This window comes from Erwinia sp. E_sp_B01_1 (assembly GCF_036865545.1).
Lineage (GTDB): Bacteria > Pseudomonadota > Gammaproteobacteria > Enterobacterales > Enterobacteriaceae > Erwinia.
Genome location: NZ_CP142208.1, coordinates 4,589,051 through 4,615,659 on the forward strand (window position 1 = coordinate 4,589,051; position 26,609 = coordinate 4,615,659).

General features: G+C 52.7%; 17 protein-coding genes, 4 tRNA genes, 3 rRNA genes and 1 riboswitch. Of the genes, 7 read left to right on the top strand and 17 right to left on the bottom strand.

Annotated elements, in window-relative coordinates:
- The first annotated feature begins 204 nt into the window (after positions 1-204).
- Complete coding sequence (locus tag VRC33_RS21300; RefSeq protein ID WP_338559232.1) at positions 205-1,725, top strand: YifB family Mg chelatase-like AAA ATPase; 1,521 nt, start codon at positions 205-207, stop codon at positions 1,723-1,725.
- A gap of 25 nt (positions 1,726-1,750) precedes the next feature.
- Here VRC33_RS21300 and VRC33_RS21305 read toward each other — a convergent pair whose 3' ends face one another.
- Positions 1,751-2,089, bottom strand: coding sequence for a DUF413 domain-containing protein (locus tag VRC33_RS21305; protein ID WP_338559234.1), 339 nt, complete (start codon positions 2,087-2,089; stop codon positions 1,751-1,753).
- A 121-nt stretch (positions 2,090-2,210) separates the two neighbouring features.
- On the opposite strand from VRC33_RS21305, the gene hdfR reads away from it, so the two are divergent.
- Positions 2,211-3,035: an HTH-type transcriptional regulator HdfR gene (gene hdfR, locus VRC33_RS21310; RefSeq protein ID WP_338559236.1), complete on the top strand. Its 825-nt coding sequence runs from the start codon at positions 2,211-2,213 to the stop codon at positions 3,033-3,035.
- Between the two features lie 141 nt (positions 3,036-3,176).
- Here hdfR and VRC33_RS21315 read toward each other — a convergent pair.
- The 9 genes from VRC33_RS21315 to btuB form a co-directional block, all read right to left on the bottom strand.
- Positions 3,177-3,252 (bottom strand) — tRNA-Trp (locus VRC33_RS21315).
- A gap of 7 nt (positions 3,253-3,259) precedes the next feature.
- Positions 3,260-3,336: transfer RNA gene (locus VRC33_RS21320), tRNA-Asp, on the bottom strand.
- Between the two features lie 115 nt (positions 3,337-3,451).
- Positions 3,452-3,567: ribosomal RNA gene (rrf, locus tag VRC33_RS21325) — 5S ribosomal RNA — on the bottom strand.
- Positions 3,568-3,678: 111 nt separating this feature from the next.
- Positions 3,679-6,585: ribosomal RNA gene (locus VRC33_RS21330) — 23S ribosomal RNA — on the bottom strand.
- 202 nt (positions 6,586-6,787) lie between these two features.
- A tRNA-Ala gene (locus VRC33_RS21335) sits at positions 6,788-6,863 on the bottom strand.
- Between the two features lie 194 nt (positions 6,864-7,057).
- Positions 7,058-7,134: transfer RNA gene (locus VRC33_RS21340), tRNA-Ile, on the bottom strand.
- Between the two features lie 75 nt (positions 7,135-7,209).
- Positions 7,210-8,752 (bottom strand): 16S ribosomal RNA (locus tag VRC33_RS21345).
- The 16S, 23S and 5S rRNA genes sit together here with 4 tRNA genes alongside, the layout of an rRNA operon.
- A gap of 358 nt (positions 8,753-9,110) precedes the next feature.
- On the bottom strand, positions 9,111-9,977 hold the full coding sequence (murI, locus tag VRC33_RS21350; RefSeq protein WP_338559238.1) for a glutamate racemase: 867 nt from the start codon (positions 9,975-9,977) through the stop codon (positions 9,111-9,113).
- Positions 9,922-11,796, bottom strand: a complete 1,875-nt coding sequence (btuB, locus tag VRC33_RS21355; protein WP_338559240.1) for a TonB-dependent vitamin B12 receptor BtuB — start codon at positions 11,794-11,796, stop codon at positions 9,922-9,924. Before btuB ends, murI begins: the two co-directional genes overlap by 56 nt.
- A gap of 71 nt (positions 11,797-11,867) precedes the next feature.
- Positions 11,868-12,049, bottom strand: a riboswitch (cobalamin riboswitch).
- 123 nt (positions 12,050-12,172) lie between these two features.
- Here btuB and trmA point away from each other — a divergent pair.
- The gene (trmA, locus tag VRC33_RS21360) at positions 12,173-13,273 is read left to right on the top strand and encodes a tRNA (uridine(54)-C5)-methyltransferase TrmA (protein WP_338559242.1); all 1,101 of its coding nucleotides are present in this window, start codon (positions 12,173-12,175) and stop codon (positions 13,271-13,273) included.
- Between the two features lie 31 nt (positions 13,274-13,304).
- On the opposite strand, the gene VRC33_RS21365 is transcribed toward trmA, so the two are convergent.
- Together VRC33_RS21365 and fabR are read right to left on the bottom strand one after the other, a co-directional pair.
- Entirely contained in the window at positions 13,305-13,658 is a 354-nt protein-coding gene (locus VRC33_RS21365; RefSeq protein WP_338559244.1) for a YijD family membrane protein, read from the bottom strand.
- Between the two features lie 11 nt (positions 13,659-13,669).
- The gene (gene fabR / locus VRC33_RS21370) at positions 13,670-14,311 is read right to left on the bottom strand and encodes an HTH-type transcriptional repressor FabR (RefSeq protein WP_338564381.1); all 642 of its coding nucleotides are present in this window, start codon (positions 14,309-14,311) and stop codon (positions 13,670-13,672) included.
- A gap of 202 nt (positions 14,312-14,513) precedes the next feature.
- Between fabR and sthA the strand changes: the two genes are divergently transcribed.
- The gene (gene sthA / locus VRC33_RS21375; protein ID WP_338559246.1) at positions 14,514-15,914 is read left to right on the top strand and encodes a Si-specific NAD(P)(+) transhydrogenase; all 1,401 of its coding nucleotides are present in this window, start codon (positions 14,514-14,516) and stop codon (positions 15,912-15,914) included.
- Here sthA and oxyR read toward each other — a convergent pair.
- Positions 15,897-16,814: a DNA-binding transcriptional regulator OxyR gene (gene oxyR / locus VRC33_RS21380; RefSeq protein WP_338559249.1), complete on the bottom strand. Its 918-nt coding sequence runs from the start codon at positions 16,812-16,814 to the stop codon at positions 15,897-15,899. The two genes, sthA and oxyR, sit on opposite strands and share 18 nt — an antisense overlap.
- Positions 16,815-16,949: 135 nt before the next feature.
- Between oxyR and VRC33_RS21385 the strand changes: the two genes are divergently transcribed.
- Entirely contained in the window at positions 16,950-17,681 is a 732-nt protein-coding gene (locus VRC33_RS21385) for a redoxin family protein (RefSeq protein WP_338559251.1), read from the top strand.
- 141 nt (positions 17,682-17,822) lie between these two features.
- Here VRC33_RS21385 and argH read toward each other — a convergent pair whose 3' ends face one another.
- The 4 genes from argH to argC form a co-directional block, all read right to left on the bottom strand.
- Complete coding sequence (gene argH / locus VRC33_RS21390) at positions 17,823-19,196, bottom strand: argininosuccinate lyase (RefSeq protein WP_338559253.1); 1,374 nt, start codon at positions 19,194-19,196, stop codon at positions 17,823-17,825.
- An 81-nt stretch (positions 19,197-19,277) separates the two neighbouring features.
- Positions 19,278-20,492 (bottom strand): argininosuccinate synthase, encoded by a 1,215-nt coding sequence (locus VRC33_RS21395; protein WP_338559255.1) that lies wholly within the window; start codon positions 20,490-20,492, stop codon positions 19,278-19,280.
- Between the two features lie 22 nt (positions 20,493-20,514).
- The gene (argB, locus tag VRC33_RS21400) at positions 20,515-21,288 is read right to left on the bottom strand and encodes an acetylglutamate kinase (protein WP_338559257.1); all 774 of its coding nucleotides are present in this window, start codon (positions 21,286-21,288) and stop codon (positions 20,515-20,517) included.
- Positions 21,289-21,303: 15 nt separating this feature from the next.
- Complete coding sequence (gene argC, locus VRC33_RS21405) at positions 21,304-22,308, bottom strand: N-acetyl-gamma-glutamyl-phosphate reductase (RefSeq protein WP_338559260.1); 1,005 nt, start codon at positions 22,306-22,308, stop codon at positions 21,304-21,306.
- Positions 22,309-22,489: 181 nt separating this feature from the next.
- On the opposite strand from argC, the gene argE reads away from it, so the two are divergent.
- Positions 22,490-23,641: an acetylornithine deacetylase gene (argE, locus tag VRC33_RS21410; protein WP_338559263.1), complete on the top strand. Its 1,152-nt coding sequence runs from the start codon at positions 22,490-22,492 to the stop codon at positions 23,639-23,641.
- 245 nt (positions 23,642-23,886) lie between these two features.
- The gene (ppc, locus tag VRC33_RS21415) at positions 23,887-26,538 is read left to right on the top strand and encodes a phosphoenolpyruvate carboxylase (RefSeq protein WP_338559266.1); all 2,652 of its coding nucleotides are present in this window, start codon (positions 23,887-23,889) and stop codon (positions 26,536-26,538) included.
- Positions 26,539-26,609: the final 71 nt, after the last annotated feature.

The following is a 26,609-nucleotide window of genomic DNA, read 5'->3' on the forward strand; positions in this document are numbered from 1 at the left end:
AAATCCTGAAAAATATTCATTACGCACCCTCCGTAATAATTACTGGCGAAAAAATGCACGCTGAGTTCTGGAAGCACGATCTGATCTTTTTGAGAAATTTTGTCGGCAGGGGAACATTTTCTGGAAACAGGCCCGATAAAGGATAAGCAGAGACTCGAATTATCCGGCCATCAGAGAGAGACTGCTGCGAAACAAGGAGTGTATATGTCGTTATCCCTGGCCTATACCCGTGCAGCCATCGGCATTGAAGCCCCGCTGGTATCGGTGGAAGTACATTTGAGCAATGGTTTGCCAGCACTCTCGCTGGTGGGCCTTCCCGAAACCACAGTGAAGGAAGCACGCGATCGGGTAAGAAGTGCAATTATCAACTGCGGCTTTACCTTTCCCGCCAAACGCATCACGGTCAACCTTGCCCCTGCCGATCTGCCCAAAGAAGGTGGCCGGTATGACTTACCTATCGCAATAGCGATTCTGGCGGCCTCAGAGCAGATCCCAGCGAATAAGCTGAGTCAGTTTGAATTCCTGGGGGAGTTAGCGTTAACAGGCGCTCTACGGGGCGTACAGGGCGCAATCCCTGCGGCCCTTGCCGCCAGAGACGCCCAGCGGCAACTTATTCTCTCGACCGATAACCTCGGGGATGTGGGGCTGATCCAAAACGGCCCGGGTCTTCTTAGTCATAGCCTGTTAGAAGTCTGTAGTTTCCTGACTGGCCACTGTCAGCTAGCGGAAGCCCGGTGCGACCTTCCTGAACTCCCCTGGCTGGGTGGCGATCTGAATGAGATTATCGGTCAACAACAGGCAAAACGGGCCCTGGAGATTTGCGCGGCAGGCGGCCATAACCTGCTGCTAACGGGGCCTCCGGGCACCGGCAAGACTATGCTCGCAACCCGGCTCATCGGCTTGATGCCCCCCTTAAGCGATGAGGAAGCCCTGGAGAGCGCGGCAATAGCCAGCCTTGTCAGTAAGGGGGTAATGCAGAAACAGTGGCGTCAGCGCCCTTTCCGCGCGCCTCATCACACCTCGTCACGCTATGCACTGGTTGGCGGCGGTACTCTGCCCAGGCCGGGAGAAATTTCTCTGGCGCATAACGGAGTGCTCTTTCTTGATGAATTGCCAGAGTTTGATCGTAAGACACTGGATGCATTAAGAGAGCCGCTTGAATCCGGGGAAATTTGTATCTCACGAGCCAGAGCTAAAGTTACCTATCCCGCCCGATTTCAGCTCATTGCCGCAATGAATCCCAGCCCTACTGGTCACTATCACGGAACGCATAACCGTAGTACGCCGCAGCAGACGCTGCGTTACCTGAATAAGCTCTCAGGTCCTTTTCTCGATCGGTTCGATTTGTCTCTTGAAGTCCCCCTTCTTCCTTCGGGCACGCTTAGCAGTGGGATCATGCAGAGTGAAAGCTCTGCGACCGTCCGGGAAAGAGTTTTACTTGCTCGTCAGCGACAGCTCCAACGCAGTGGGGTGATTAATGTCAGATTAAAGCCAAAGGAGATCCAGCGTGATTGCCCTTTAAACAGAGAAGACGCCCGGTGGCTGGAGGAAGTGCTTAATCAGCTGGGCCTTTCCGTTCGTGCCTGGCAACGTATCCTGAAGGTTGCCCGCACCATTGCGGATTTAGGCGCTGAAGAAAGGGTGCAACGGGAACATCTGAATGAGGCATTAAGTTATCGTGGTATAGACAGGCTGCTTATCCATTTGCAAAAAAGTCTGGAATAAAAAAAGGGGCCTGAGCCCCTTTTTATCAATCATCGCTGTCCGTGTAATCTTCCACGCCTTCCATCTGCGGCTTACCGCCAGAAAGGGTATGGAAGCGCTTGGGACGTTTAATGCGTGTCATATACTTTGACCAGACCCGCTCTGCTTCTGTCTGAGGTTCACGGATACCGCGACACACTTCGATAAACAGGCGTTCTTCTTCCGTCAGAGGCTCACGCTTGGCCAAATCCAGCTCATTAAAAGCGTATCCATAACGCTCAAGAAGTTGAGCTTCTTTGATGGTGAAATCACCGTGACGTGAGAAACCGCGAGGGTAGTGTTTGTTATCAAAAAATCGATTCGTTGTTGCGAAGCTTTCCGCCATTTTACACGCTCCTGACTCTAATATGGCCGTGCTATTTATGGCGCGGAGTATTAGATACGCTTGACAGAGTGTAAAACAAAACATTTAAATCATAACGACAAATGTTTTTTAGGAGATGGATGTGGATACGGAATTACTGAAGACCTTTCTGGAAGTGAGCAGAACACGCCACTTTGGACGTGCCGCAGAAGCGCTCTATCTCACGCAATCTGCCGTCAGCTTTCGCATAAGGCAGCTTGAAAATCAGCTTGGAGTGAACCTTTTTACCCGTCACCGCAATAACATACGGCTGACATCGGCTGGTGAGCGTCTGTTACCTTATGCCGAAAGTTTGATGAGTACATGGATGATGGCCAAGAAGGAGGTCTCTCATACTCAGCAGCAGCATGAGCTCTCAATTGGGGCCAGTGCCTCTTTATGGGAGGCCTACCTGACACCCTGGCTACAGACGCTTTATGAGAACCGGGAAAATCTGCACCTTGAAGCCCGGGTTGCACAGCGTCATTTGCTGGTAAAACAACTTCATGAGCGTCAGTTGGATCTGTTAATCACCACTGAGGCACCGAAAATGGATGAACTGACCAGCCAGCAGATTGGTCATATCTCCCTGACCTTATACCGCTCGCGAAAATCTGAAAAACGTGAGAAATATGACTATATCAAGCTGGAATGGGGGGCGGATTTTCATCAACATGAGAGTTATCTGGCCGGGGCAGATGATATTCCCGTGCTGACTACCACCTCTGCTCATCTGACCCGACAGCTGCTGCATACTACCGGAGCCTGCGCTTTTTTACCGGATATGTGGCATGGCGAATACCCCGATCTGACCGTTATTCCGGATACGCCTGTAGCTGTAAGACCTTTATATGCGGTGTGGTTGCAGAACAGCGATCAGCAAGCGCATATCCGACAACTGCTTAAATTCCCGGTCAATACACAGTAATAAAAAAGCTAATCAGCAAAAAAATGGTCAATTAATGGCCATTTTTTGTGGGGTAAAGCCCGGAAGGTGGCTTTTAAATAACCAAAGTGACTTTATTCAACGCAAAAAAATCCTTTGCCGAAGCAAAGGATTATTTTTTTATGGCAGGGGCGGAGAGACTCGAACTCCCAACACCCGGTTTTGGAGACCGGTGCTCTACCAATTGAACTACGCCCCTAAAAGGGTGGCGGAACGGACGGGGCTCGAACCCGCGACCCCCTGCGTGACAGGCAGGTATTCTAACCAACTGAACTACCGCTCCACCGATTCTGTACTGAGTGCAGACAATGTCTGTATCAGGTATTTCGCCCTTACCTTGTCAGGGGTAAGGTCATGAACAATAACCGCTTAAAAGCCTGTCATTATTCTAAATTGATGCCTGGCAGTTCCCTACTCTCGCATGGGGAGACCCCACACTACCATCGGCGCTACGGCGTTTCACTTCTGAGTTCGGCATGGGGTCAGGTGGGACCACCGCGCTAAAGCCGCCAGGCAAATTCTGTCGTTCACGCCGCCCTCGCAGGCCACGTAAATCAATCCGTTATCGAACAGGCTGAAAATCGTTGCGTCTCTCAGACGCCCACCAGAACGCTTCTGGTGTTGTAAGGTTAAGCCTCACGGGTCATTAGTACCGGTTAGCTCAACGCATCGCTGCGCTTACACACCCGGCCTATCAACGTCGTAGTCTTCAACGTCCCTTCAGGGGCCTTAAAGGCCCAGGGAAGATTCATCTCGAGGCAAGTTTCGCGCTTAGATGCTTTCAGCGCTTATCTTTTCCGCACTTAGCTACCGGGCAATGCCATTGGCATGACAACCCGAACACCAGTGGTGCGTTCACTCCGGTCCTCTCGTACTAGGAGCAACCCCTCTCAATCTTCCAGCGCCCACGGCAGATAGGGACCGAACTGTCTCACGACGTTCTAAACCCAGCTCGCGTACCACTTTAAACGGCGAACAGCCGTACCCTTGGGACCTACTTCAGCCCCAGGATGTGATGAGCCGACATCGAGGTGCCAAACACCGCCGTCGATATGAACTCTTGGGCGGTATCAGCCTGTTATCCCCGGAGTACCTTTTATCCGTTGAGCGATGGCCCTTCCATTCAGAACCACCGGATCACTATGACCTGCTTTCGCACCTGCTCGAGCCGTCACTCTCGCAGTCAAGCTAGCTTATGCCATTGCACTAACCTCACGATGTCCGACCGTGATTAGCTAACCTTCGTGCTCCTCCGTTACTCTTTAGGAGGAGACCGCCCCAGTCAAACTACCCACCAGACACTGTCCCCACGCCGGATCACGGCGCCAGGTTAGAACATCAAACGTTAAAGGGTGGTATTTCAAGGTTGGCTCCACGCAGACTGGCGTCCACGCTTCAAAGCCTCCCACCTATCCTACACATCAAGGCTCAATGTTCAGTGTCAAGCTGTAGTAAAGGTTCACGGGGTCTTTCCGTCTTGCCGCGGGTACACTGCATCTTCACAGCGAGTTCAATTTCACTGAGTCTCGGGTGGAGACAGCCTGGCCATCATTACGCCATTCGTGCAGGTCGGAACTTACCCGACAAGGAATTTCGCTACCTTAGGACCGTTATAGTTACGGCCGCCGTTTACCGGGGCTTCGATCAAGAGCTTCTCCTTGCGGATAACCCCATCAATTAACCTTCCGGCACCGGGCAGGCGTCACACCGTATACGTCCACTTTCGTGTTTGCACAGTGCTGTGTTTTTAATAAACAGTTGCAGCCAGCTGGTATCTTCGACTGGCTTCAGCTCCGGGAGCAAGTCCCATCACCTACGCGCCAGCGTGCCTTCTCCCGAAGTTACGGCACCATTTTGCCTAGTTCCTTCACCCGAGTTCTCTCAAGCGCCTTGGTATTCTCTACCTGACCACCTGTGTCGGTTTGGGGTACGATTCTGTGTTACCTGATGCTTAGAGGCTTTTCCTGGAAGCAGGGCATTTGTTGCTTCAGCACCGTGGTGCCTCGTCATCACGCCTCAGCCTTAAAGAGTTCCGGATTTGCCTGGAACTCAAGCCTACACGCTTAAACCGGGACAACCGTCGCCCGGCCAACATAGCCTTCTCCGTCCCCCCTTCGCAGTAACACCGAGTACAGGAATATTAACCTGTTTCCCATCGACTACGCCTTTCGGCCTCGCCTTAGGGGTCGACTCACCCTGCCCCGATTAACGTTGGACAGGAACCCTTGGTCTTCCGGCGAGCGGGCTTTTCACCCGCTTTATCGTTACTTATGTCAGCATTCGCACTTCTGATACCTCCAGCAGACCTCACGGTCCACCTTCGACGGCTTACAGAACGCTCCCCTACCCAACAACGCATACGCGTCGCTGCCGCAGCTTCGGTGCATGGTTTAGCCCCGTTACATCTTCCGCGCAGGCCGACTCGACCAGTGAGCTATTACGCTTTCTTTAAATGATGGCTGCTTCTAAGCCAACATCCTGGCTGTCTGTGCCTTCCCACATCGTTTCCCACTTAACCATGACTTTGGGACCTTAGCTGGCGGTCTGGGTTGTTTCCCTCTTCACGACGGACGTTAGCACCCGCCGTGTGTCTCCCGTGATAACATTCTCCGGTATTCGCAGTTTGCATCGGGTTGGTAAGCCGGGATGGCCCCCTAGCCGAAACAGTGCTCTACCCCCGGAGATGAGTTCACGAGGCGCTACCTAAATAGCTTTCGGGGAGAACCAGCTATCTCCCGGTTTGATTGGCCTTTCACCCCCAGCCACAAGTCATCCGCTAATTTTTCAACATTAGTCGGTTCGGTCCTCCAGTTAGTGTTACCCAACCTTCAACCTGCCCATGGCTAGATCACCGGGTTTCGGGTCTATACCCTGCAACTTAACGCCCAGTTAAGACTCGGTTTCCCTGCGGCTCCCCTATACGGTTAACCTTGCTACAGAATATAAGTCGCTGACCCATTATACAAAAGGTACGCAGTCACACCACGAAGGTGCTCCCACTGCTTGTACGTACACGGTTTCAGGTTCTGTTTCACTCCCCTCGCCGGGGTTCTTTTCGCCTTTCCCTCACGGTACTGGTTCACTATCGGTCAGTCAGGAGTATTTAGCCTTGGAGGATGGTCCCCCCATATTCAGACAGGATGTCACGTGTCCCGCCCTACTCATCGAACTCACAGCAAGTGCATCTTCGTGTACGGGAGTATCACCCTGTACCCTGCGACTTTCCAGACGCTTCCACTGATGCACAAACTGATTCAGGTTCTGGGCTGTTCCCCGTTCGCTCGCCGCTACTGGGGGAATCTCGGTTGATTTCTTTTCCTCTGGGTACTTAGATGTTTCAGTTCCCCAGGTTCGCCTTGCATGGCTATGTATTCACCATGCAATGATGCACCAAAGTGCACCGGGTTTCCCCATTCGGGTATCGTCGGTTATAACGGTTCATATCACCTTACCGACGCTTATCGCAGATTAGCACGCCCTTCATCGCCTCTGACTGCCTAGGCATCCACCGTGTACGCTTAGTCACTTAACCTCACAACCCACAAGCGTCCCGAAAGACACTGTCTGTTGTAAGCATTTGAGAGACTCGACCGCATCGTAAATTTCATTCTTATTACGGAGAATGAAAACGACGCGTCGTTTCAATTTTCAGCTTGTTCCGGATTGTTAAAGAGCATAATACTTCGCAGCACACCGTTGCCGGTACGCTCTGAAGTATTTTTTAGTGAACTGTATGGTGGAGCTAAGCGGGATCGAACCGCTGACCTCCTGCGTGCAAGGCAGGCGCTCTCCCAGCTGAGCTATAGCCCCATACAGTTACTGCAGAGACCATCTACTACCACTCAACCGGAGGCTGTTCTTCACTGACGTGAATAACCGTTTCTTCCGACCGCTTACATTCTTTTTCTTACGAAAAAATGTAATTTCTTCTCAGGCAAGGCATGCGGAAGGGAAGTTTACCTTTCGTAAACGACCGCGCGCATAACGCCGCATGAGATGAAATTTGGTAGGCCTGAGTGGACTTGAACCACCGACCTCACCCTTATCAGGGGTGCGCTCTAACCACCTGAGCTACAAGCCTGTAGAGGTTTTTTTCTGCTCGTTACTTTTTCATCAGACAATCTGTGTGGACACTACGCGGGAAAGTATCTTCAGGTAAGGAGGTGATCCAACCGCAGGTTCCCCTACGGTTACCTTGTTACGACTTCACCCCAGTCATGAATCACAAAGTGGTAAGCGCCCTCCCGAAGGTTAAGCTACCTACTTCTTTTGCAACCCACTCCCATGGTGTGACGGGCGGTGTGTACAAGGCCCGGGAACGTATTCACCGTAGCATTCTGATCTACGATTACTAGCGATTCCGACTTCACGGAGTCGAGTTGCAGACTCCGATCCGGACTACGACGCACTTTATGAGGTCCGCTTGCTCTCGCGAGGTCGCTTCTCTTTGTATGCGCCATTGTAGCACGTGTGTAGCCCTGGCCGTAAGGGCCATGATGACTTGACGTCATCCCCACCTTCCTCCGGTTTGTCACCGGCAGTCTCCTTTGAGTTCCCGACATTACTCGCTGGCAACAAAGGATAAGGGTTGCGCTCGTTGCGGGACTTAACCCAACATTTCACAACACGAGCTGACGACAGCCATGCAGCACCTGTCTCACGGTTCCCGAAGGCACTAAGGCATCTCTGCCAAATTCCGTGGATGTCAAGGCCAGGTAAGGTTCTTCGCGTTGCATCGAATTAAACCACATGCTCCACCGCTTGTGCGGGCCCCCGTCAATTCATTTGAGTTTTAACCTTGCGGCCGTACTCCCCAGGCGGTCGACTTAACGCGTTAGCTCCGGAAGCCACGCCTCAAGGGCACAACCTCCAAGTCGACATCGTTTACGGCGTGGACTACCAGGGTATCTAATCCTGTTTGCTCCCCACGCTTTCGCACCTGAGCGTCAGTCTTTGTCCAGGGGGCCGCCTTCGCCACCGGTATTCCTCCAGATCTCTACGCATTTCACCGCTACACCTGGAATTCTACCCCCCTCTACAAGACTCTAGCCTGCCAGTTTCAAATGCAGTTCCCAGGTTAAGCCCGGGGATTTCACATCTGACTTGACAGACCGCCTGCGTGCGCTTTACGCCCAGTAATTCCGATTAACGCTTGCACCCTCCGTATTACCGCGGCTGCTGGCACGGAGTTAGCCGGTGCTTCTTTTGCGGGTAACGTCAATCAACAAGGTTATTAACCTTATTGCCTTCCTCCCCGCTGAAAGTACTTTACAACCCGAAGGCCTTCTTCATACACGCGGCATGGCTGCATCAGGCTTGCGCCCATTGTGCAATATTCCCCACTGCTGCCTCCCGTAGGAGTCTGGACCGTGTCTCAGTTCCAGTGTGGCTGGTCATCCTCTCAGACCAGCTAGGGATCGTCGCCTAGGTGAGCCATTACCCCACCTACTAGCTAATCCCATCTGGGCACATCCGATGGCGTGAGGCCCGAAGGTCCCCCACTTTGGTCCGAAGACGTTATGCGGTATTAGCTACCGTTTCCAGTAGTTATCCCCCTCCATCAGGCAGTTTCCCAGACATTACTCACCCGTCCGCCACTCGTCACCCAAAGAGCAAGCTCTTCTGTGCTACCGTTCGACTTGCATGTGTTAGGCCTGCCGCCAGCGTTCAATCTGAGCCATGATCAAACTCTTCAATTAAAAGTTCGATTTGCTGCAACAAGTGCAGCGATGCTCAAGTGTAAAACGTCATAATGAATTTCATTATGTGTTCACTCTTAAGGCTTGATATTTTTTGCGTCCAAAGACGCTGATATCAATCCTGCGAGTGCCCACACAGATTGTCTGATAAATTGTTAAAGAGCGGTGCCACATATCTTCGTGTGGCGCGGGGAGGAGATAATACTCTTTCCCGCTGAAGAGTCAAGGATTTTCTCACTTTTCTCTTCCTGACGCGGTGACCGTTAAGTCGTTGTTCCGGGTCAGTGGAGGCGCATTATAGGGAGTTCCTGACAGGCCGCAAGCGCTAAATGCAAAAAACTTTTCAACCGACTACTTTTTACCCAGAAATGGGTTGAAGAGGCAGTTTTTCGAGCTTTTCAAAGCCATACCGTTGTAAAACGGGCATTAATTGCACAACTTCTTCAGTGATATCCATACAAAAAGCGCAGTTACTCTCTGAAGATAATGCTTCTGGCGATTCATTCTCTAAAAGCCAGGCCGTGCGTCGTGCTATTGCGGCGCCAGAATCAACAAGACGAGTGCCTTCAGGCAACACCTGTTGTAGCTCTTCATTTAATAGAGGGAAATGAGTGCAGCCCAGCACTACGGTATCGGGTGGCTCTTTCATTCGTAGCCACGGCTGCAGGATGCGCCTGACCTCTTCAACAGGTACCCGCTTACCCTTCAGTTTTGCTTCCGCCAGCTCCACCAGCTCTGCCGACCCAAGCATCTCTATTTTACATTCACTGGCAAAGCGCGAGACTAACTCATGGGTATAGCGACGTTTAACCGTGCCACGGGTTGCCAGTAAACCTACAATACCATTACGCGTCAGACGTGCTGCAGGCTTAATAGCGGGAACCACGCCCACTACAGGGAAGTCAAAACGGGCGCGGAGCGCAGGGAGAGTTACGGTACTGGCAGAGTTACAGGCGATGACCACCAGCGCCAGGGGATAGCGGCGGGTCACAGCCTCTACGATGTCGACAACACGGTGGACGATAAACTCTTCGGACTTTTCACCGTAAGGAAAGGCCACGTTATCGAAAGCATAAAGGTAGTGAAGATCCGGCATGAGCTGCCGGAGCTCGTCATAGACTGAGAGCCCACCGACGCCGGAATCAAAAACCAGCACGGTGGGGCGCCCTTTAGAAGGTGTAGCTGCCGCTGAGGTAATATTCCCTTCCTGCAGTTTGATAGCCATAAACTGTCTCGTAATCTTTATCGAACAGGTTGGCTATTCTACCACGAACGGTAAGCTGAGAAGTGACCGGATACGAAACGGCGAGATCCCACAGACTCACGCCGCCCAGTTTAACCGTGCGGGTGACATAATCAGTGTTGTAATCCTTATCGTAACGTTCGCCCAGATACTGATAGCTCAGTGACCAGTCGAAATCATAGACAGTGTAATCAAGTTGGTATTTAACTTGCTGCTTAGCGCGACGAAGCAGGACTTCATTGGTGTCGCCGTCACGGGGATCAACATAGTTATAAGAGACCGTATGACTGACTGGCCCGGTATCGAAAGAAGCGGTAGCTTCCACGCCTTTGATAGTAGCTTTGTCTATATTAACGTAACGGTAAGTTGTGGGATCCGAATCGATAAGATTATCGATATCGTTACGGTAACCGGAAAGACGCCAGTTTACCGGGCCGGTCAGTCCTTCGAAGCCCCCTTCCCACTGCTTGCTGCTTTCAGGGTCAAGATTGCGATTTCCGTAAGTAGCGCTGTAAACCTGGCTCAGGTTAGGCGCTTTGAAAGCAGTGCCATAGGAAGCGAAGGCGCTGTAGCCATCAACAAACTCCCAGGAGGCGCTGGTCTGCCAGGTATTGTGCCAGCCAAAAGCATTGTTATCGTCTCCGCGAACAGCCCCTTCAAACGTCACGCTACCCAGTTTCTGTTGAGCGGTGGCATAGATCCCCGTATTACGCTGCTCCTGCCCTTCACTGACATAACTGGTGTTGGGTTCAGAAGTTTGTTTCTGCCAGTCCACTCCCGCACTAACAGTGCCATTACCCACCGCAACGGTATTTCCCCATTGCAGATTGTATTGCTCCACATCATCCAGCGTGGCCGGAGCGGCATAACGCCCCAGGCGAGGATCGTAGTTGTAATCTTTGGTATGACTGTAGCTGGCAATTAACTGCGTAGAATAAATGTCACGATTGAATCGCAGTCCGGTATCCCACGTCTGACTGTATAACTGACGCGTATCTACTAACGCACCCGGCACGCTATAACTGAGGCTGTTGTCGTAAGCCGTGCGATTGTCATATCCATAACCACGTACAAACCCGCTAAGTTCTTCACTGAATTGATGTTCAACAGAGCCATAAAGAGATTTGCTCATAAAGCCATCGCGATCTTTTTGCGCGGGATCGCCATACACATCCGGATAGTTGGCTACAGCGTCGAAACCTTTGGTATAGGTATAGTTACCGGCCAGCGTGACACGGGTATTTTGCCCCAGCATCTGCTGAGTCGAGCCATCATAGGATTGATAACCTTTAGAACCGACTCCGGCGGTCAGTGTGGTGCCCGGCTTATCACGGCCGGTGATGATGTTCACCACACCACCAATTGCATCTGAACCATACACAGCAGAACGTGCGCCACGGACATATTCGATACGCTGAACCAGCGAAATCGGGATTTGGCTGAGATCGGATGAACCGGTGATACCCGCCTGGTTCAGGCGAATACCGTCAATCAGGACTAGTACGTGGCTGGAGTTGGTGCCGCGAATAAACAGAGAGCTTTGCTGGCCTAACCCGCCAGTCTGCGCAATATCCACACCGGGCAGACGCCGCATCACATCCGTCAAGCTTTTAGACTGCCAGCGATCGATCTCTTCACGGGTGACAACAGTAGTAGGGGCCAGCACAGAAGAAACGGGCTGAGCAAAGCGGCTGGCTGTAGTAACAAGAGTGGTATCCGAATCCTGAGCAAAGCCATTCTGCGCCCAGAGGGGAATCGCCGTTAAGCTGAAAGCTAACAGGGGAGATTTATTCATTATCATTTTTGACAAAGCATCCAAAAATACGAGCAGGATGCCGCAGGCCAGCCATCGATAGCACGCGATGATGGCAGGAATTGCGACGTATTACCGGCAGGTCTTCGGGCTCGGAATCATTAAATGACGAAGACTTCCCATCTTTCGACAGTGTCTGCCTGGCAATCGTCATGACATTCCCTACCGCTGCGCGTCAGCTCCAGCTTTGCACTGGATTCCCTTTTAACTCATTAAAAAGGCCGGAAACGCATCTTATGTTCAACATCTGAAGAAGTCCAGATATCCAGCCATCCATAACGGTCTGCAAAGGACAACGCTGGACATTGAGTGACAGATCCCTACAATCGCCCGGCAATAAAGGCCCTTCAACCCAGGAATTAGCATGACGCCCGAACAGCTGCCCATTGAACAGTACGATGCCCAACTTGAGGAAAAGGTCACCCGTCTGCAGACGCTGATGACTCCCTATGCCGCTCCGGAAGTTGAGGTTTTCCGTTCACCGGTCAGCCATTACCGTATGCGGGCGGAATTTCGTCTCTGGCACGAAGGGGATGACCTGTACCACATCATTTTCGATCAGCAAACTCGCCAGCGTATACGTGTGGATAGCTTCCCGGCAGCCAGCCAGTTGATCAATGATGTGATGCCACGCCTGATTGAGGCGGTTCGCGATAACAAGGCGCTGCGTCATAAGCTGTTCCAGGTCGATTACCTCTCCACAATGAGTAATCAGATTGTTGTCTCCCTCCTCTATCATCGCGCCCTGACCGAAGAGTGGCAGCGGGAAGCAGAAGCCCTGCGGGATGCTCTGCGCGCAGAAGGGTTTGATCTGCATTTAATAGGCCGCGCGACCAAAACCAAAATCTGCCTCGACAGGGATTATGTGGATGAGTGCTTACCGGTAGCCGGTAAAGAGATCGTTTACCGTCAGGTTGAAAACAGCTTTACCCAGCCGAATGCGGCGATGAATATTCAGATGCTGGAATGGGCGCTGGAAGTGACGAAAGAGTCTACTGGCGATCTGCTGGAGTTGTACTGCGGTAACGGTAACTTCTCATTAGCTCTGGCTCGCAATTTTAACCGCGTGCTGGCAACCGAAATTGCCAAGCCTTCCGTCGCGTCAGCGCAATACAACATTGCCGTGAACAACATTGAGAACGTACAGATAATTCGTATGGCTGCGGAAGAGTTTACGCAAGCGATGAACGGTACCCGTCAGTTCAACAGGCTGGAGGGTATTGATTTGCAGAGCTACCAGTGTGAGACGATATTTGTCGATCCGCCGCGCAGCGGACTTGATGCGGAAACAGTGAAAATGGTGCAGGCTTATCCCCGCATCCTTTATATCTCCTGCAACCCGGAAACGCTGTGCGATAACCTGGCGACGCTTTCAGAAACACATGTCGTTGAGAAACTGGCGCTGTTTGACCAGTTCCCCTATACCCATCATATGGAGTGTGGCGTCCTGCTGACACGCCGTTAATTACAGGGCGACAGACCCGTCGCCCAACCTGTTATTCGCTCTTGCGGCTACGCAATTTAAGGCCAATCCAGAATACCAGGGCCACCATCAGAATGGTCGGCACAAAATTAGAGCCGATATCCGGGTATTCCGCGCGAATAATGGCGCTGTAAAGCAGGATGCCCAGCAGGAAAAAGGCGGCAGCCAGGGAGGGCATCCCCTCCGGCATCGAACGGTTAAGGTAACGTTGATGCAGGCACCAGGCGGAAAGGCCAAGTGCAATAAGGGGGAAAACGGAGAACGGCACAAGAGAACTGAATAACACCGAAAACGATCCGTTGATCGAAAGTCCGGTGAGAAATGCCAACAACAGCGTACCTCTGTCACGGCCCGGGGCTAAGCTCATGTCACTTTCCTTTAGTCATGGGATTCCAGCGTGACCGCCAGCCTCTCCTGTTCACGACGATACCAGTAATAAGCACCCTTGGAAATCATCCGCAACTGGAGAACCAGCCGCTCTTCAAGCTGACGACGCTGGCCGATATCGATATCCAGCGCTTCTGCACCCGCGTTAAAGACAATAATAACCATGGCTTCAGCCTGCGCCTCCGTAAAGCTGCGCGGCATGCGGTTTTCGATCTCAAGATAATCCGCCAGTTCGGCGATAAAATGCTGAATCTCACGGGCGACTGCGGCACGAAACGCGGCTGATGTCCCTGAACGTTCACGTAACAGCAGGCGAAAAGCGTTGGGATTATTGCCGATGAACTCCATAAAGGTGGAGACAGAAGTACGGATAACGCTGCCGCCTTTGGCAATACGCTGACGCGCCTGACGCATCAGCTGACGAAGCATCAGTCCACTTTCATCCACCATAGTTAACCCTAATTCATCCACATCACGAAAGTGACGATAGAATGACGTGGGGGCAATCCCGGCTTCCCTGGCAACTTCCCTCAGGCTCAGGCTGGCAAAACTCCGCTCAGCACTTAGCTGACTAAATGCTGCTTCAATCAGCGAACGTCTGGTTCGTTCTTTCTGCTGCGCTCTGACGCCCATGGTAGTCATGTTTGTGCCTGTTTTACTTGCCTGATCGGCACTATAACAAAAATTTCAGCGTACAGTGGCATCTACTTTGTGTATGCCTGTTAACCTCATGTTTTGTCAATTGATGGCATAAAAGCCGGTAAGAATTGGGAAGTGGTCATGAGGATGTTAGAATATCGTTGAAAAATTGTATAAGAATATAGGACGTATCGGTATGCAACAGTCTTATGATTATGACGCCATCGTGATTGGCTCCGGTCCGGGCGGTGAAGGTGCCGCGATGGGACTGGTAAAACAGGGCGCCCGAATAGCGGTTATTGAGCGCTATCACAACATCGGCGGCGGTTGTACCCATTGGGGCACCATCCCATCAAAAGCACTGCGCCATGCTGTCAGTCGAATTATCGAGTTCAACCAGAACCCGCTCTACAGTGACCACACTCGCCTGCTACGTTCTTCTTTTGCTGACATCCTCAACCACACCGAAAACGTGATTAGCCAGCAAACCCGTATGCGTCAGGGTTTTTACGAACGTAATCGTTGCCAGATTTATCAGGGCGATGCCCGATTTGTCGATGCAAACACGCTTGAGATTGTGAGCCACGACGGCACCGTAGAACGCCTGACCGCAGAGAAGTTCGTGATCGCCTGTGGTTCAAGGCCCTATCATCCCGCGGATGTCGACTTTACCCACCCACGCATTTACGACAGCGATTCCATTCTCAATCTGCATCACGAGCCTGGTCACGTCATCATCTACGGTGCCGGGGTGATTGGGTGCGAATATGCCTCCATCTTCCGTGGGCTGAATGTGAAGGTCGACCTGATTAATACCCGTGATCATCTGCTGGCATTCCTCGATCAGGAAATTTCAGATTCGCTCTCTTACCATTTCTGGAACAACGGCGTGGTCATTCGTCACAATGAAGAGTTTGAGAAGATTGAAGGTCTCAGCGACGGCGTGATCATGCATCTGAAGTCAGGGAAAAAGGTAAAAGCCGATTGCCTGCTTTATGCCAATGGCCGTACCGGGAATACCGATTCGCTGACGCTGGAAAACGTTGGGCTGGAAGCAGATGGTCGTGGCTTGTTAAAAGTTAACAGCATGTACCAGACCGCACAGCCGCACATTTATGCCGTAGGGGATGTGATTGGCTATCCAAGTCTGGCATCAGCGGCTTACGATCAGGGCCGTATAGCGGCACAGGCACTGATCAAAGGCGAGGCGAATGCGCACCTGATTGAAGATATTCCTACCGGGATTTATACCATTCCTGAAATCAGTTCTGTGGGCAAAACCGAACAGCAGCTGACCGCAATGAAAGTGCCTTATGAAGTGGGCCGTGCCCAGTTTAAACATCTGGCGCGTGCACAGATTGTCGGGATGAATGTGGGAAGCCTGAAAATCCTCTTCCACCGTGAAACCAAAGAGATCCTGGGGATCCACTGCTTTGGCGAACGTGCGGCGGAGATTATCCATATCGGTCAGGCCATTATGGAGCAGAAAAACGGTGGCAACACGATTGAGTACTTCGTGAATACCACCTTTAACTATCCGACAATGGCCGAAGCCTATCGCGTTGCGGCGCTGAACGGCTTAAACCGCCTGTTTTAAATCGTTACTCATGTAATTTTGCATATGGGATCGAATTGCCTCTGCCAGCTGCTCATAGCGGCTGCGCAGTGGCGATCCCGGACGATAGACCAGTGCAATAGTGCGCTGCGGCACAGGTTTATAACAGGTCAGATAGCAGACTCCATCCCGTACCCTCTCTTTAGGCACGGCTAATGAAGGCAGCAGCGTGATACCGCTACCGGCAGCGACCATATTGCGCAGGGTTTCCAGACTCGTCGCACGGAAATGTGTATCTTCATCTGCACCCGCCTGGAAGCAAAAGCCCATAGCCTGATCGCGCAAACAGTGCCCATCTTCCAGCATCAGCAGTTTCTCACCCGCCAAATCAGACATGGGTACACGCTCGCGATCGTGCCACGGATGGTCCTGATAAACCGCCAGCTTCATCGGCTCGTCAAACAATGGCACTTCAATAAACGCTTCGGACTCTTTAACCAACGCCAGGATGGCACAATCCAGCTTGCCGCTGTCCAGCTGCGCGAGCAATTGCTGGGTCTGAGCTTCATGCAGATACATTTCCAGTTTGGGAAAAGTTTTATGCAACGAAGGCACAATCTGTGGAAGCAGATAAGGCCCAACCGTTGGGATTAAGCCAATATGCAGTGGCCCGGACATCGCTTCACCTTGCTGGCTGGCCATCTCCTTTAGCACTTTCACTTCGCGTAAAACCGTACGCGCCTGATCGACCAGAAGCAGACCAGCCTGGGTAAACAGCACCTTACGACTGGTTCGTTCTAGTAACATCACGCCAAGCTCATCCTCAAGCTTGCGGATCTGACCGCTCAGGGTGGGTTGGCTGACATGGCAGGAGTCTGCTGCACGTCGAAAATGACGGTGTTCGGCCAACGCTACCAGGTATTCAAGATCACGAATATTCATTTTATCCTCCAGGCCACGATAGTTCATGGCGATAGATAGGATAGCAATCAGCGATTAGCCCTATCAAGCTTAGAAAGTAATAATGTGAGCCGTTCGGGATTTGAATCAATTTTTTTACTTCTGAAGAGGTCGTTTATGTTTGCTGGTCAGGAAGGTAAGTCCGTCCCACAAGTCACTTTTCACACGCGTCAGGGCGACAATTGGGTCGACGTAACGACTGATGAGCTGTTTAAAGACAAAACTGTGATTCTTTTTTCATTACCGGGTGCTTTTACACCGACCTGTTCATCCAGCCATCTCCCACGTTATAACGAGCTGTCTGACGTTTTTAAAAAACATGGCGTGGATAACATCCTTTGTGTGTCGGTCAATGACACCTTCGTGATGAACGCCTGGAAGGCCGATCAGCATGCGGCGAACATTACTTTTATTCCAGACGGCAACGGTGATTTTACCCGTGGCATGGAGATGCTGGTTGAGAAAGTGGATCTGGGCTTTGGGCCCCGCTCATGGCGTTATTCCATGCTGGTACGTAACGGCGTGGTGGAAAAAATGTTTGTAGAGCCAAACAAGCCGGGCGACCCGTTTGAAGTGTCTGATGCTGATACCATGCTTCGCTACCTGGCACCCGAATTTAAAGTGCAGGAGTCTGTTTCCCTGTTCACCAAGCCGGGTTGCTCATTCTGCGCCAAAGCCAAGCAGATGTTGCAGGATCGCGGAATTCAGTATGAAGAGATTGTACTGGGACAGGACGCCACCACCGTCAGCCTGCGGGCAGTGACAGGTCGTGCGACGGTTCCTCAGGTCTTTATCGGTGGGCGCCATATCGGCGGCAGCGACGATCTGGAAAAGTTTTTTGTAGTCTGAAGGATAAGCAGGAGGGGTGAGACCACGATCGCCCCACCCTCTTATGTGCCAATAACGTAGAATAAAGTCGAAACCTTTTTGGGCGGGCCTTAGGCCCGCCCTTTTTTTGCCTGTCAGTTGGCCCTGCCAGATCTGCCTGCGTTAAGCCAGACGGTTTTTCGCGTCGGTAATCGCCAGCGACACCTGATGAGGTGAAACGCCGCCTTTAGCATTACGTTTATCGAGGCATGATTGCAGCGACAGGAACGGATAGACATCATCAGCAATCACGTTGCTGAAAACTTGCAGCTCTTCCAGCTTAAGCGCTTCCAGCGCCACGCCTTTTTTGATTGCAGCCACAACGACTTCGCCCACAATGTGGTGTGCTTCGCGGAATGGCATGCCTTTGCCTACCAGGTAATCAGCCAGCTCCGTAGCGTTAGCATATCCCTGCTCAGCCGCTTCCTGGCAGCGCGGACGCTTCACCTGAATACCATCCAGTACCAGCGCAGCCATATGCAGGCAGTCTGACCAGGTATCCAGCGCGTCGAAGAGTCCCTCTTTGTCTTCCTGCATATCTTTGTTGTACGCCAGCGGCAGACCTTTCAGAGTCATCATCATGCCGGTCAGCGCACCCTGCACGCGGCCACATTTACCACGGATCAGCTCCAGCGCATCCGGGTTTTTCTTCTGCGGCATCAGGGAAGACCCTGAAGTCACGCGATCGGACAACTCCACGAACCCGGATTCACCGGTATTAAAGAAAATCAGATCTTCTGCAAACCGGGAAAGATGAACCATGCCGATTGAGGCATCGGACAGCAGCTCCAGCACATGATCGCGGTCAGAAACAGTATCCAGACTGTTGCGGGTGGCGGAGGCAAAACCTAACCAGCCAGCCAGTTGCTCACGGTCAATTTCATAAGCGGTACCGGCCAGAGCGCCGCAGCCCAGCGGGCTGACGTCCAGACGCTTAAGCGTGTCCTGCAGGCGACTTTCGTCCCGCGCCAGCATCTCCACATAGGCCAGGCACCAGTGAGCAAAGGTGACGGGCTGCGCGCGCTGCAGGTGGGTATAACCCGGCATCACTGCATCCTGGTTCGCTTCTGCGGTAGCCACCAGCGCCTGCTGAAGCTGACGGGTAGCGATGAGCAGTTCACTGACCTGAGCTTTACACCACAATTTCAGATCGGTCGCCACCTGGTCGTTACGGCTGCGTCCGGTATGAAGCTTTTTGCCGAGTGCCCCGACCTTCTCAATCAGGCGCCCCTCAACATAGCTGTGAATATCTTCGGCATCGCTTTCCAGAATCTGCTGCGGATTGGCACGCACCTCTTCCAGTAAAACGGTCAGCGCGCTTTCCAGCTGCTGCTGCTCTTCTGCCGTCAGAACATTGACGGTTACCAGCGCTTTGGACCAGGCCACGGATCCAACGATATCCTGCTCTGCCAGACGATAGTCAAAGCGCAGCGAGTCATTAAATTGTTTGAAACGTTGATCTGCTGCCTGAGTAAATCGTCCACCCCAAAGTGCCATGTCAGTGCTCCATTAATTTGTTTGGTAAAAGTCATTTCAAATAACGACCGGGGTGTTCTGCCCCGGTCGTTCAGGCGAGGCCTATTTCTTTTCGTTCAGCGCACGAATGCGTGAAGAAAGGGAGAAGAGACGGATGAAGCCACCAGCATGACGGTGGTCATAAACTTCATCTTCGCCGAAGGTAGCGAACTCTTCTGAGTAGAGGCTGTTAGCGGATTTCTTCTGGGTCGCGGTAACCTGGCCTTTGTAGAGCTGCAGCACAACTTCGCCGTTAACGTCTTCAGCCAGCGACTCAGCCGCAGCCTGAATGGACTTACGCAGCGGCGCGAACCAGCGACCATCGTAAACCACATAAGACATCTCATGGCCCAACTGCTCACGCCATTTGAAGCTGTCACGATCCAGAACCAGCTGCTCTACTGCACGCAGCGCGTTAACCATGATGGTGCCGCCGGGAGTTTCGTAGCAGCCGCGGGATTTGATACCCACCAGACGGTTTTCCACGATATCAATACGGCCCACGCCATGTTTAGCACCCAACACATTCAGCGCCTCAAGACACTGGAACGGGCTCAGGGCTTTACCGTTAACGGCAACCACGCGGCCTTTCTCAACGGATACGGTAACCTCTTCAGGCTGGTCTGGCGCTTCCAGCGGATCCACGGTCCACACCCAGCAATCTTTGTTCGGGGCATTCCACGGGCTTTCCAGCACGCCGCCTTCGGTAGAGATGTGCCAGGCGTTTTCATCACGGCTGTAAATCTTCTCCAGCGAAGCGGTAGTCGGGATATTGCGCTCTTTCAGGTAATCGAGCAGCGCTTCACGGGAACGCAGATCCCACTCACGCCACGGCGCAACGACTTTCAGCTGCGGAGCCAGAGCGGTATAGGTAGTTTCGAAACGCACCTGGTCGTTTCCTTTGCCTGTCGCTCCGTGACACAGCGCGTCTGCGCCTACTTTCAGCGCCAGTTCAACCTGGGCTTTAGCGATAATCGGGCGCGCCATGGAAGTACCCAGCAGGTAGGTGCCTTCATACAATGCACCAGTTTGCAGTACAGGATAGACGTAGTCGCTAATGAACTCTTCACGCAGGTCTACAACGTGGCATTCAGAGGCACCGGACTGCAGAGCTTTCTGCTCAACACCTTCCAGATCGCCGCGCTCCTGACCAATATCGGCCACAAACGCCACCACTTCACAACCGCCGTAGTTCTCTTTCAGCCATGGAATGATTGCCGAAGTATCCAGACCACCGGAGTAAGCCAGTACGATTTTCTTGATGCTCTTGTCTTGCATTGTCATTTCCTTGAAAACTTTGTTAAGCGAGGATCCGGGTGCCTACAGACACGCCGTTGAAAAGGGTTGGCAGCTGTTCAGCATGCCGCCAGCTGGCAATATCTACCGGGCGGCCCAGCGTGCGAGCAGCGTCGAGGGCAGCATTAACTTTCACGATCATGCCATCGGTAATAACGCCTTCAGCGATCAACTGCTCAGCCATCCCGGCGGTCATCTCTTCAATACGCTGACCGTTACCATCCAGAATACCGCTGACATCTGACAGCAGGATCAGGTCAGCGCCAAGAGTTGAAGCCAGCGCGGTAGCGGCCTGATCGGCATTGACGTTCATCAACTTGCCGTCCTGAGTGATACCGATAGAGCTGATTACCGGCAGAAAACCCGCCGTCAGGAGCGTATTAATCAATACTGGCGATCCTGGCGTAGCCAGGCCAACGTGCCCCAGCTCTTCATCGAAGGCCTCAACGTTGACGCTACTGCCATCACCCAGGCACAGACCTACCGCCTCTATGCCGTGTTTTTTAGACCAGGCAAGCAGGGTTTTGTTGGCGGTTCCGGCCAGCGCTCCGGTGATAATATCGATCTGATCGGCTGGCGTGACGCGAAGGCCATTCTTCTTTTTCACCGGCAGCGCGAGCTTGCTCATCAGCTCATCGACCAGGCAACCGCCGCCGTGAACAATCACTAATGGCCGTTGGTGAGCGGTACGGTAAGTGACCAGCGCATCAAACAGACGCTCCAGCGCCTCTTCGCTATCCAGCAGCACGCCACCGAGTTTAATAATTAAGGGATTCATAACCTTACTCACTGATTAAATAAGTGACTGCGTTTCCGGGAAACCGAAACGTATATTCAGGCATTGCACCGCCTGTGACGAAGCCCCTTTCAGCAGGTTATCCTCCGCTGAAACGACAATCAGGTGCTCGCCCTGAACGGCAAAGCCGATGTCACAAAAAGGCAGGCCGACCACGCCTTTAATGGAAGGCACACCTTTATCATAGACCCGCACAAGCGGCTTATCATGATAGGCAGTGTGGAAGGCCTCAGCCACATCATCACGCGTTACCCCTGCTTTTAACCGGCAGGTGGTAGTGGCCAGAATACCGCGAGGGAAATTTCCCAGGTGCGGCGTAAAGATCACCGGTACGCCAAGATGCGCAACAATTTCAGGATGATGGCGATGGGTGAAGATGCCGTAAGGCTGGAGGCTGACCTCGCAGAAGCTGGTGCCCACCGCCGCTTTACGGCCCGCGCCGCTCACACCGCTGGTGGCATTGATCACCGGCCATTGCGCGTCATTTAATAAGCCACCTTCGACCAGCGGCTTCAAAGCCAGCTGCGCCGCAGTAGGATAACAACCAGGCACAGCAATCAGCTGAGCCTCTTTAATTTTATCGTGCTGCCACTCAGCCAGGCCGTAAACGGCTTTATCCAGCCACGCCTGATGCTGATGAGAGAAGCCATAATAGTCAGTGAAAAAACGTTGATCGTTAACGCGGAAGGCTGCGGAAAGATCGAATACCACACAGCCAGCAGCGAGGAATTCAGGCGCGAGGTCATGGCTGACCTCATGGGCAGTCGCCAGGAAAACAACATCCACTTTATCCGCATATTGCGAAGCGCTGCTCAGAGGCTGCAACGGCATATCAAGGATGCCTTTTAACTGTGGATGAAGATCGGAAAGTAATTTTCCTGCGTCCGGGCTTTGCGCTGAAACCGCCAAAGCGGTTATGTTCACCTGTGGGTGACGATTCAGGTAAGTCGCAAGCTCTACGCCAGCATAGCCACTGGCACCAACAATCAGCGTATTCAACATCAGACTGACTACCTTATCTGGTCTCAAAATTTCGGGTTGCAGCGGTTTGAAGCTGTGTACCCACGCGAGCGGCGCTGGACTTTGGAAGATTTTCCGGTTTCCATCCGTACGCCATTAATGTATTTTTATTCACTATTAATGCATGAATATTGATACTATCCTAACTCAAGGACTGTCAACAGTGAAGACAAAATTACCGCCTTTTATTGAGCTCTACCGTGAGTTGATTGCCACTCCTTCAATCAGCGCAACCGACATTGCCATCGATCAGAGTAATGAAACTTTAATCAATTTGCTGGCCGGCTGGTTCCGCGACCTGGGCTTCAGCGTTGAGGTCCAACCGGTGCCGGGCACCCGCCATAAATTCAACATGCTGGCCAAAACCGGCAAGGGTGCGGGTGGATTGCTACTGGCAGGTCATACCGATACCGTTCCCTATGACGATGGCCGCTGGACCCGCGATCCGTTCACGCTGACCGAACACGATAATAAGCTGTACGGCCTGGGTACTGCTGACATGAAAGGCTTCTTTGCTTTCATTCTGGATACCCTGCGCGACATTGACGTGACAAAGCTGGAAAAGCCGCTCTATATCCTGGCCACCGCCGATGAAGAAACCACGATGGCCGGGGCGAAGTATTTCTCTGAAAACACAACCATCCGACCGGATTGCGCGATCATCGGTGAGCCGACCTCGCTGAAACCCGTTCGTGCTCACAAGGGCCATTTGTCTCAGTCAATCCGCATTCAGGGCCAGTCGGGACATTCCAGCGATCCTGCACGCGGGGTTAATGCCATTGAGCTGATGCATGAATCCATTACGCATCTGATGGGTCTGCGTAATACGCTGAAAGAACGCTACCACCATGACGGTTTTGCGATCCCCTATCCAACCATGAACTTTGGCTATATCAACGGCGGCGATGCACCAAATCGTATCTGTGCCTGTTGTGAAATGTATATGGATATTCGTCCGCTGCCGGGACTGTCGTTGAACGAACTGGAAGGGTTGCTGAATGATGCGCTGGCACCGGTTAGCGAACGCTGGCCTGGCCGTGTGACGATCGCTGAGTTGCATCCTCCGATCCCGGGATATGAATGCCCGCGCGACCATAAACTGGTCCAGGTTGTTGAAAAACTGCTGGGAACAGAGACAGAAGTGGTGAATTACTGTACGGAAGCGCCATTTATCCAGGAATTGTGCCCGACCCTGGTTCTAGGACCCGGATCAATCAATCAGGCGCACCAGCCTGATGAATACATCGATACCGCATTTATTAAACCAACCCGCGAATTGATCGCTCAGGTTGTGCATCATTTTTGCCACCACTAAATGACATTCGGGGCAATTCACTAGTTAAACAGCGAGTTGCCCCTGATTTGTTCCGTCTTTCATGATAAGAATAACTTATCTCACTTTGTTGTAATTAAATTTCATAAATAACCGTAATTTAGCCGCTGAACTTGCCAGATTTTAGCCAATTGACGAATGGTAACGAACGTGGCTAGATAAAAGGCGAAGTTATGCCGGCGACGGTGAAATAAAGTGACAAAAACAAGAAGGGTGTCAGGGGTCATATGAACGAACAATATTCCGCAATGCGAAGTAATGTCAGTATGCTCGGCAAACTGCTCGGGGATACGATTAAGGATGCGCTTGGAGAGAACATCCTTGAGCGGGTGGAAACCATCCGTAAGCTCTCTAAGTCATCACGTGCGGGAAATGACGCCCACCGTAAAGAATTGCTGTCAACGCTGCAAAACTTGTCAAATGACGAGCTGCTGCCCGTGGCACGCGCCTTCAGTCAGTTTTTGAATCTGACCAATGTCGCCGAGCAATATCACACCATCTCCCCGAAAGGCGAAGGGGCTAACCACCCGGAGATGCTGACCAAAGTTTTCGACCGTCTTAAGCAGCAGCCCGACCTGAGCGAAGCGTCGATCCGTCAGGCCATTGAGTCGCTCTCACTGGAGCTGGTGCTGACCGCTCACCCGACTGAAATCACTCGTCGTACGCTGATCCACAAGCTGGTTGAAGTTAACAGCTGCCTTAAACAGCTCGATCACAACGATCTTTCTGATTACGATCGATCCCAGATTATGCGTCGTTTGCGCCAGCTGGTTGCGCAAGCCTGGCATACCGATGAAATCCGTAAGTACCGTCCTTCCCCGGTGGATGAAGCCAAGTGGGGCTTCGCGGTGGTGGAAAACAGCCTGTGGGAAGGCGTGCCAAACTTCCTGCGCGAGCTGAATGAGCAGGTTGAAGCCTCATTTGGCGTTAAGCTGCCGGTCGATTTTGTGCCCGTGCAGTTTACTTCATGGATGGGCGGCGACCGCGACGGTAACCCGAACGTCACGGCGGATATTACCCGCCATGTGCTGCAACTCAGCCGCTGGAAGGCCACCGATCTGTTCCTGCGCGATATTGCCGTGCTGGTTTCTGAACTCTCCATGTCTGAATGTACGCCAGAAGTTCGTGAGCTTTGCGGTAATCCGGAAGCGCTGGAGCCCTATCGCGAGATCATGAAAAACCTGCGTGGTCAGCTGATGAGCACCCAGGCCTATCTGGAGCGCCGTCTGAAGGGCGAGCGTCTGCCACGTCCTGCCGACCTGCTGATCTCCAATGACCAGCTTTGGGACCCGCTTTATACCTGCTATCAGTCACTGCAGGCATGCGGCATGGGCATTATTGCTAATGGTCAACTGCTTGACACCCTGCGCCGCGTGAAGTGCTTTGGTGTGCCACTGGTGCGAATCGATATTCGTCAGGAAAGCACCCGTCACACCGAAGCCATTGCCGAGATTACCCGTTTCCTGGGACTGGGCGATTACGAAAGCTGGTCAGAAGCCGACAAACAGGCCTTCCTGATCCGCGAGCTGAGTTCAAAACGTCCGCTGCTGCCGCGTCAGTGGGAGCCAAGTGCAGAAACCAAAGAAGTGCTGGATACCTGCCGTGTAGCGGCTGAAGTGCCTAAAGGTTCGATTGCTGCTTACGTTATCTCTATGGCGAAAGTGCCGTCAGATGTGCTGGCCGTACACCTGCTGCTGAAAGAAGCCGGCATTCCTTTCACCATGCCAGTAGCACCGCTGTTTGAAACGCTGGATGACCTGAACAATGCCAATGACGTGATGAGCCAGTTGCTCAACATCGACTGGTATCGCGGCATCATCCAGGGCAAGCAGATGGTGATGATTGGCTATTCAGATTCCGCTAAAGATGCGGGCGTGATGGCAGCAAGCTGGGCGCAGTATCAGGCTCAGGATGCGTTGATCAAAACCTGTGAGAAAGCGGGCATCGCGCTGACGCTGTTCCACGGACGTGGCGGCTCGATTGGGCGTGGCGGCGCACCGGCACATGCCGCGTTGCTGTCCCAGCCTCCGGGCAGCCTGAAAGGCGGCCTGCGTGTCACTGAACAGGGCGAGATGATCCGCTTTAAATACGGCCTGCCTGAAGTCACTATCAGCAGCCTGTCACTCTACACGGGCGCAATTCTGGAAGCTAACCTGCTGCCACCGCCAGAGCCTAAGAAAGAGTGGTGCGGCATCATGGATCAGCTGTCCGCGGATTCCTGCGAGATGTATCGCGGCTATGTGCGTGAGAACAAGGATTTTGTGCCTTACTTCCGTTCGGCCACCCCGGAGCAGGAGCTTGGCAAATTACCTCTGGGTTCACGTCCGGCCAAACGTCGTGCAAGTGGCGGAGTGGAGTCGTTACGTGCTATTCCATGGATTTTTGCCTGGACGCAGAACCGCCTGATGCTGCCAGCCTGGCTGGGTGCCGGAGCAGGCCTGCAAAAGGCGATGGAAGCCGGTCATCAGGATGTGCTGGAAACAATGTGCCGTGACTGGCCCTTCTTCTCAACTCGTCTGGGCATGCTGGAGATGGTGTTCTCCAAAGCTGATTTGTGGCTGGCAGAGTATTACGATCAGCGTCTGGTAGAACCGCAACTCTGGCCACTGGGCAAACAGCTGCGCGATCAGCTGGATTCTGACATCAAAGCTGTCCTGACCATTGCCAACGATGCCCATCTGATGGCTGACCAGCCGTGGATTGCCGAGTCGATTGCCCTGCGCAACGTCTACACCGATCCGCTAAACGTGCTGCAGGCTGAACTGTTGCATCGTTCGCGTCAGCTGGAAGCCAAAGGCGAAGCTCCTGACGCTGGCGTTGAACAGGCGCTGATGGTGACTATCGCTGGCGTGGCCGCCGGAATGCGTAATACCGGCTAATTATCGTGCCGGGAAGCCTCGCTTCCCGGATATGAGCAGGTCAGCAGGTCAGCAGGTCAGCAGGTCAGCAG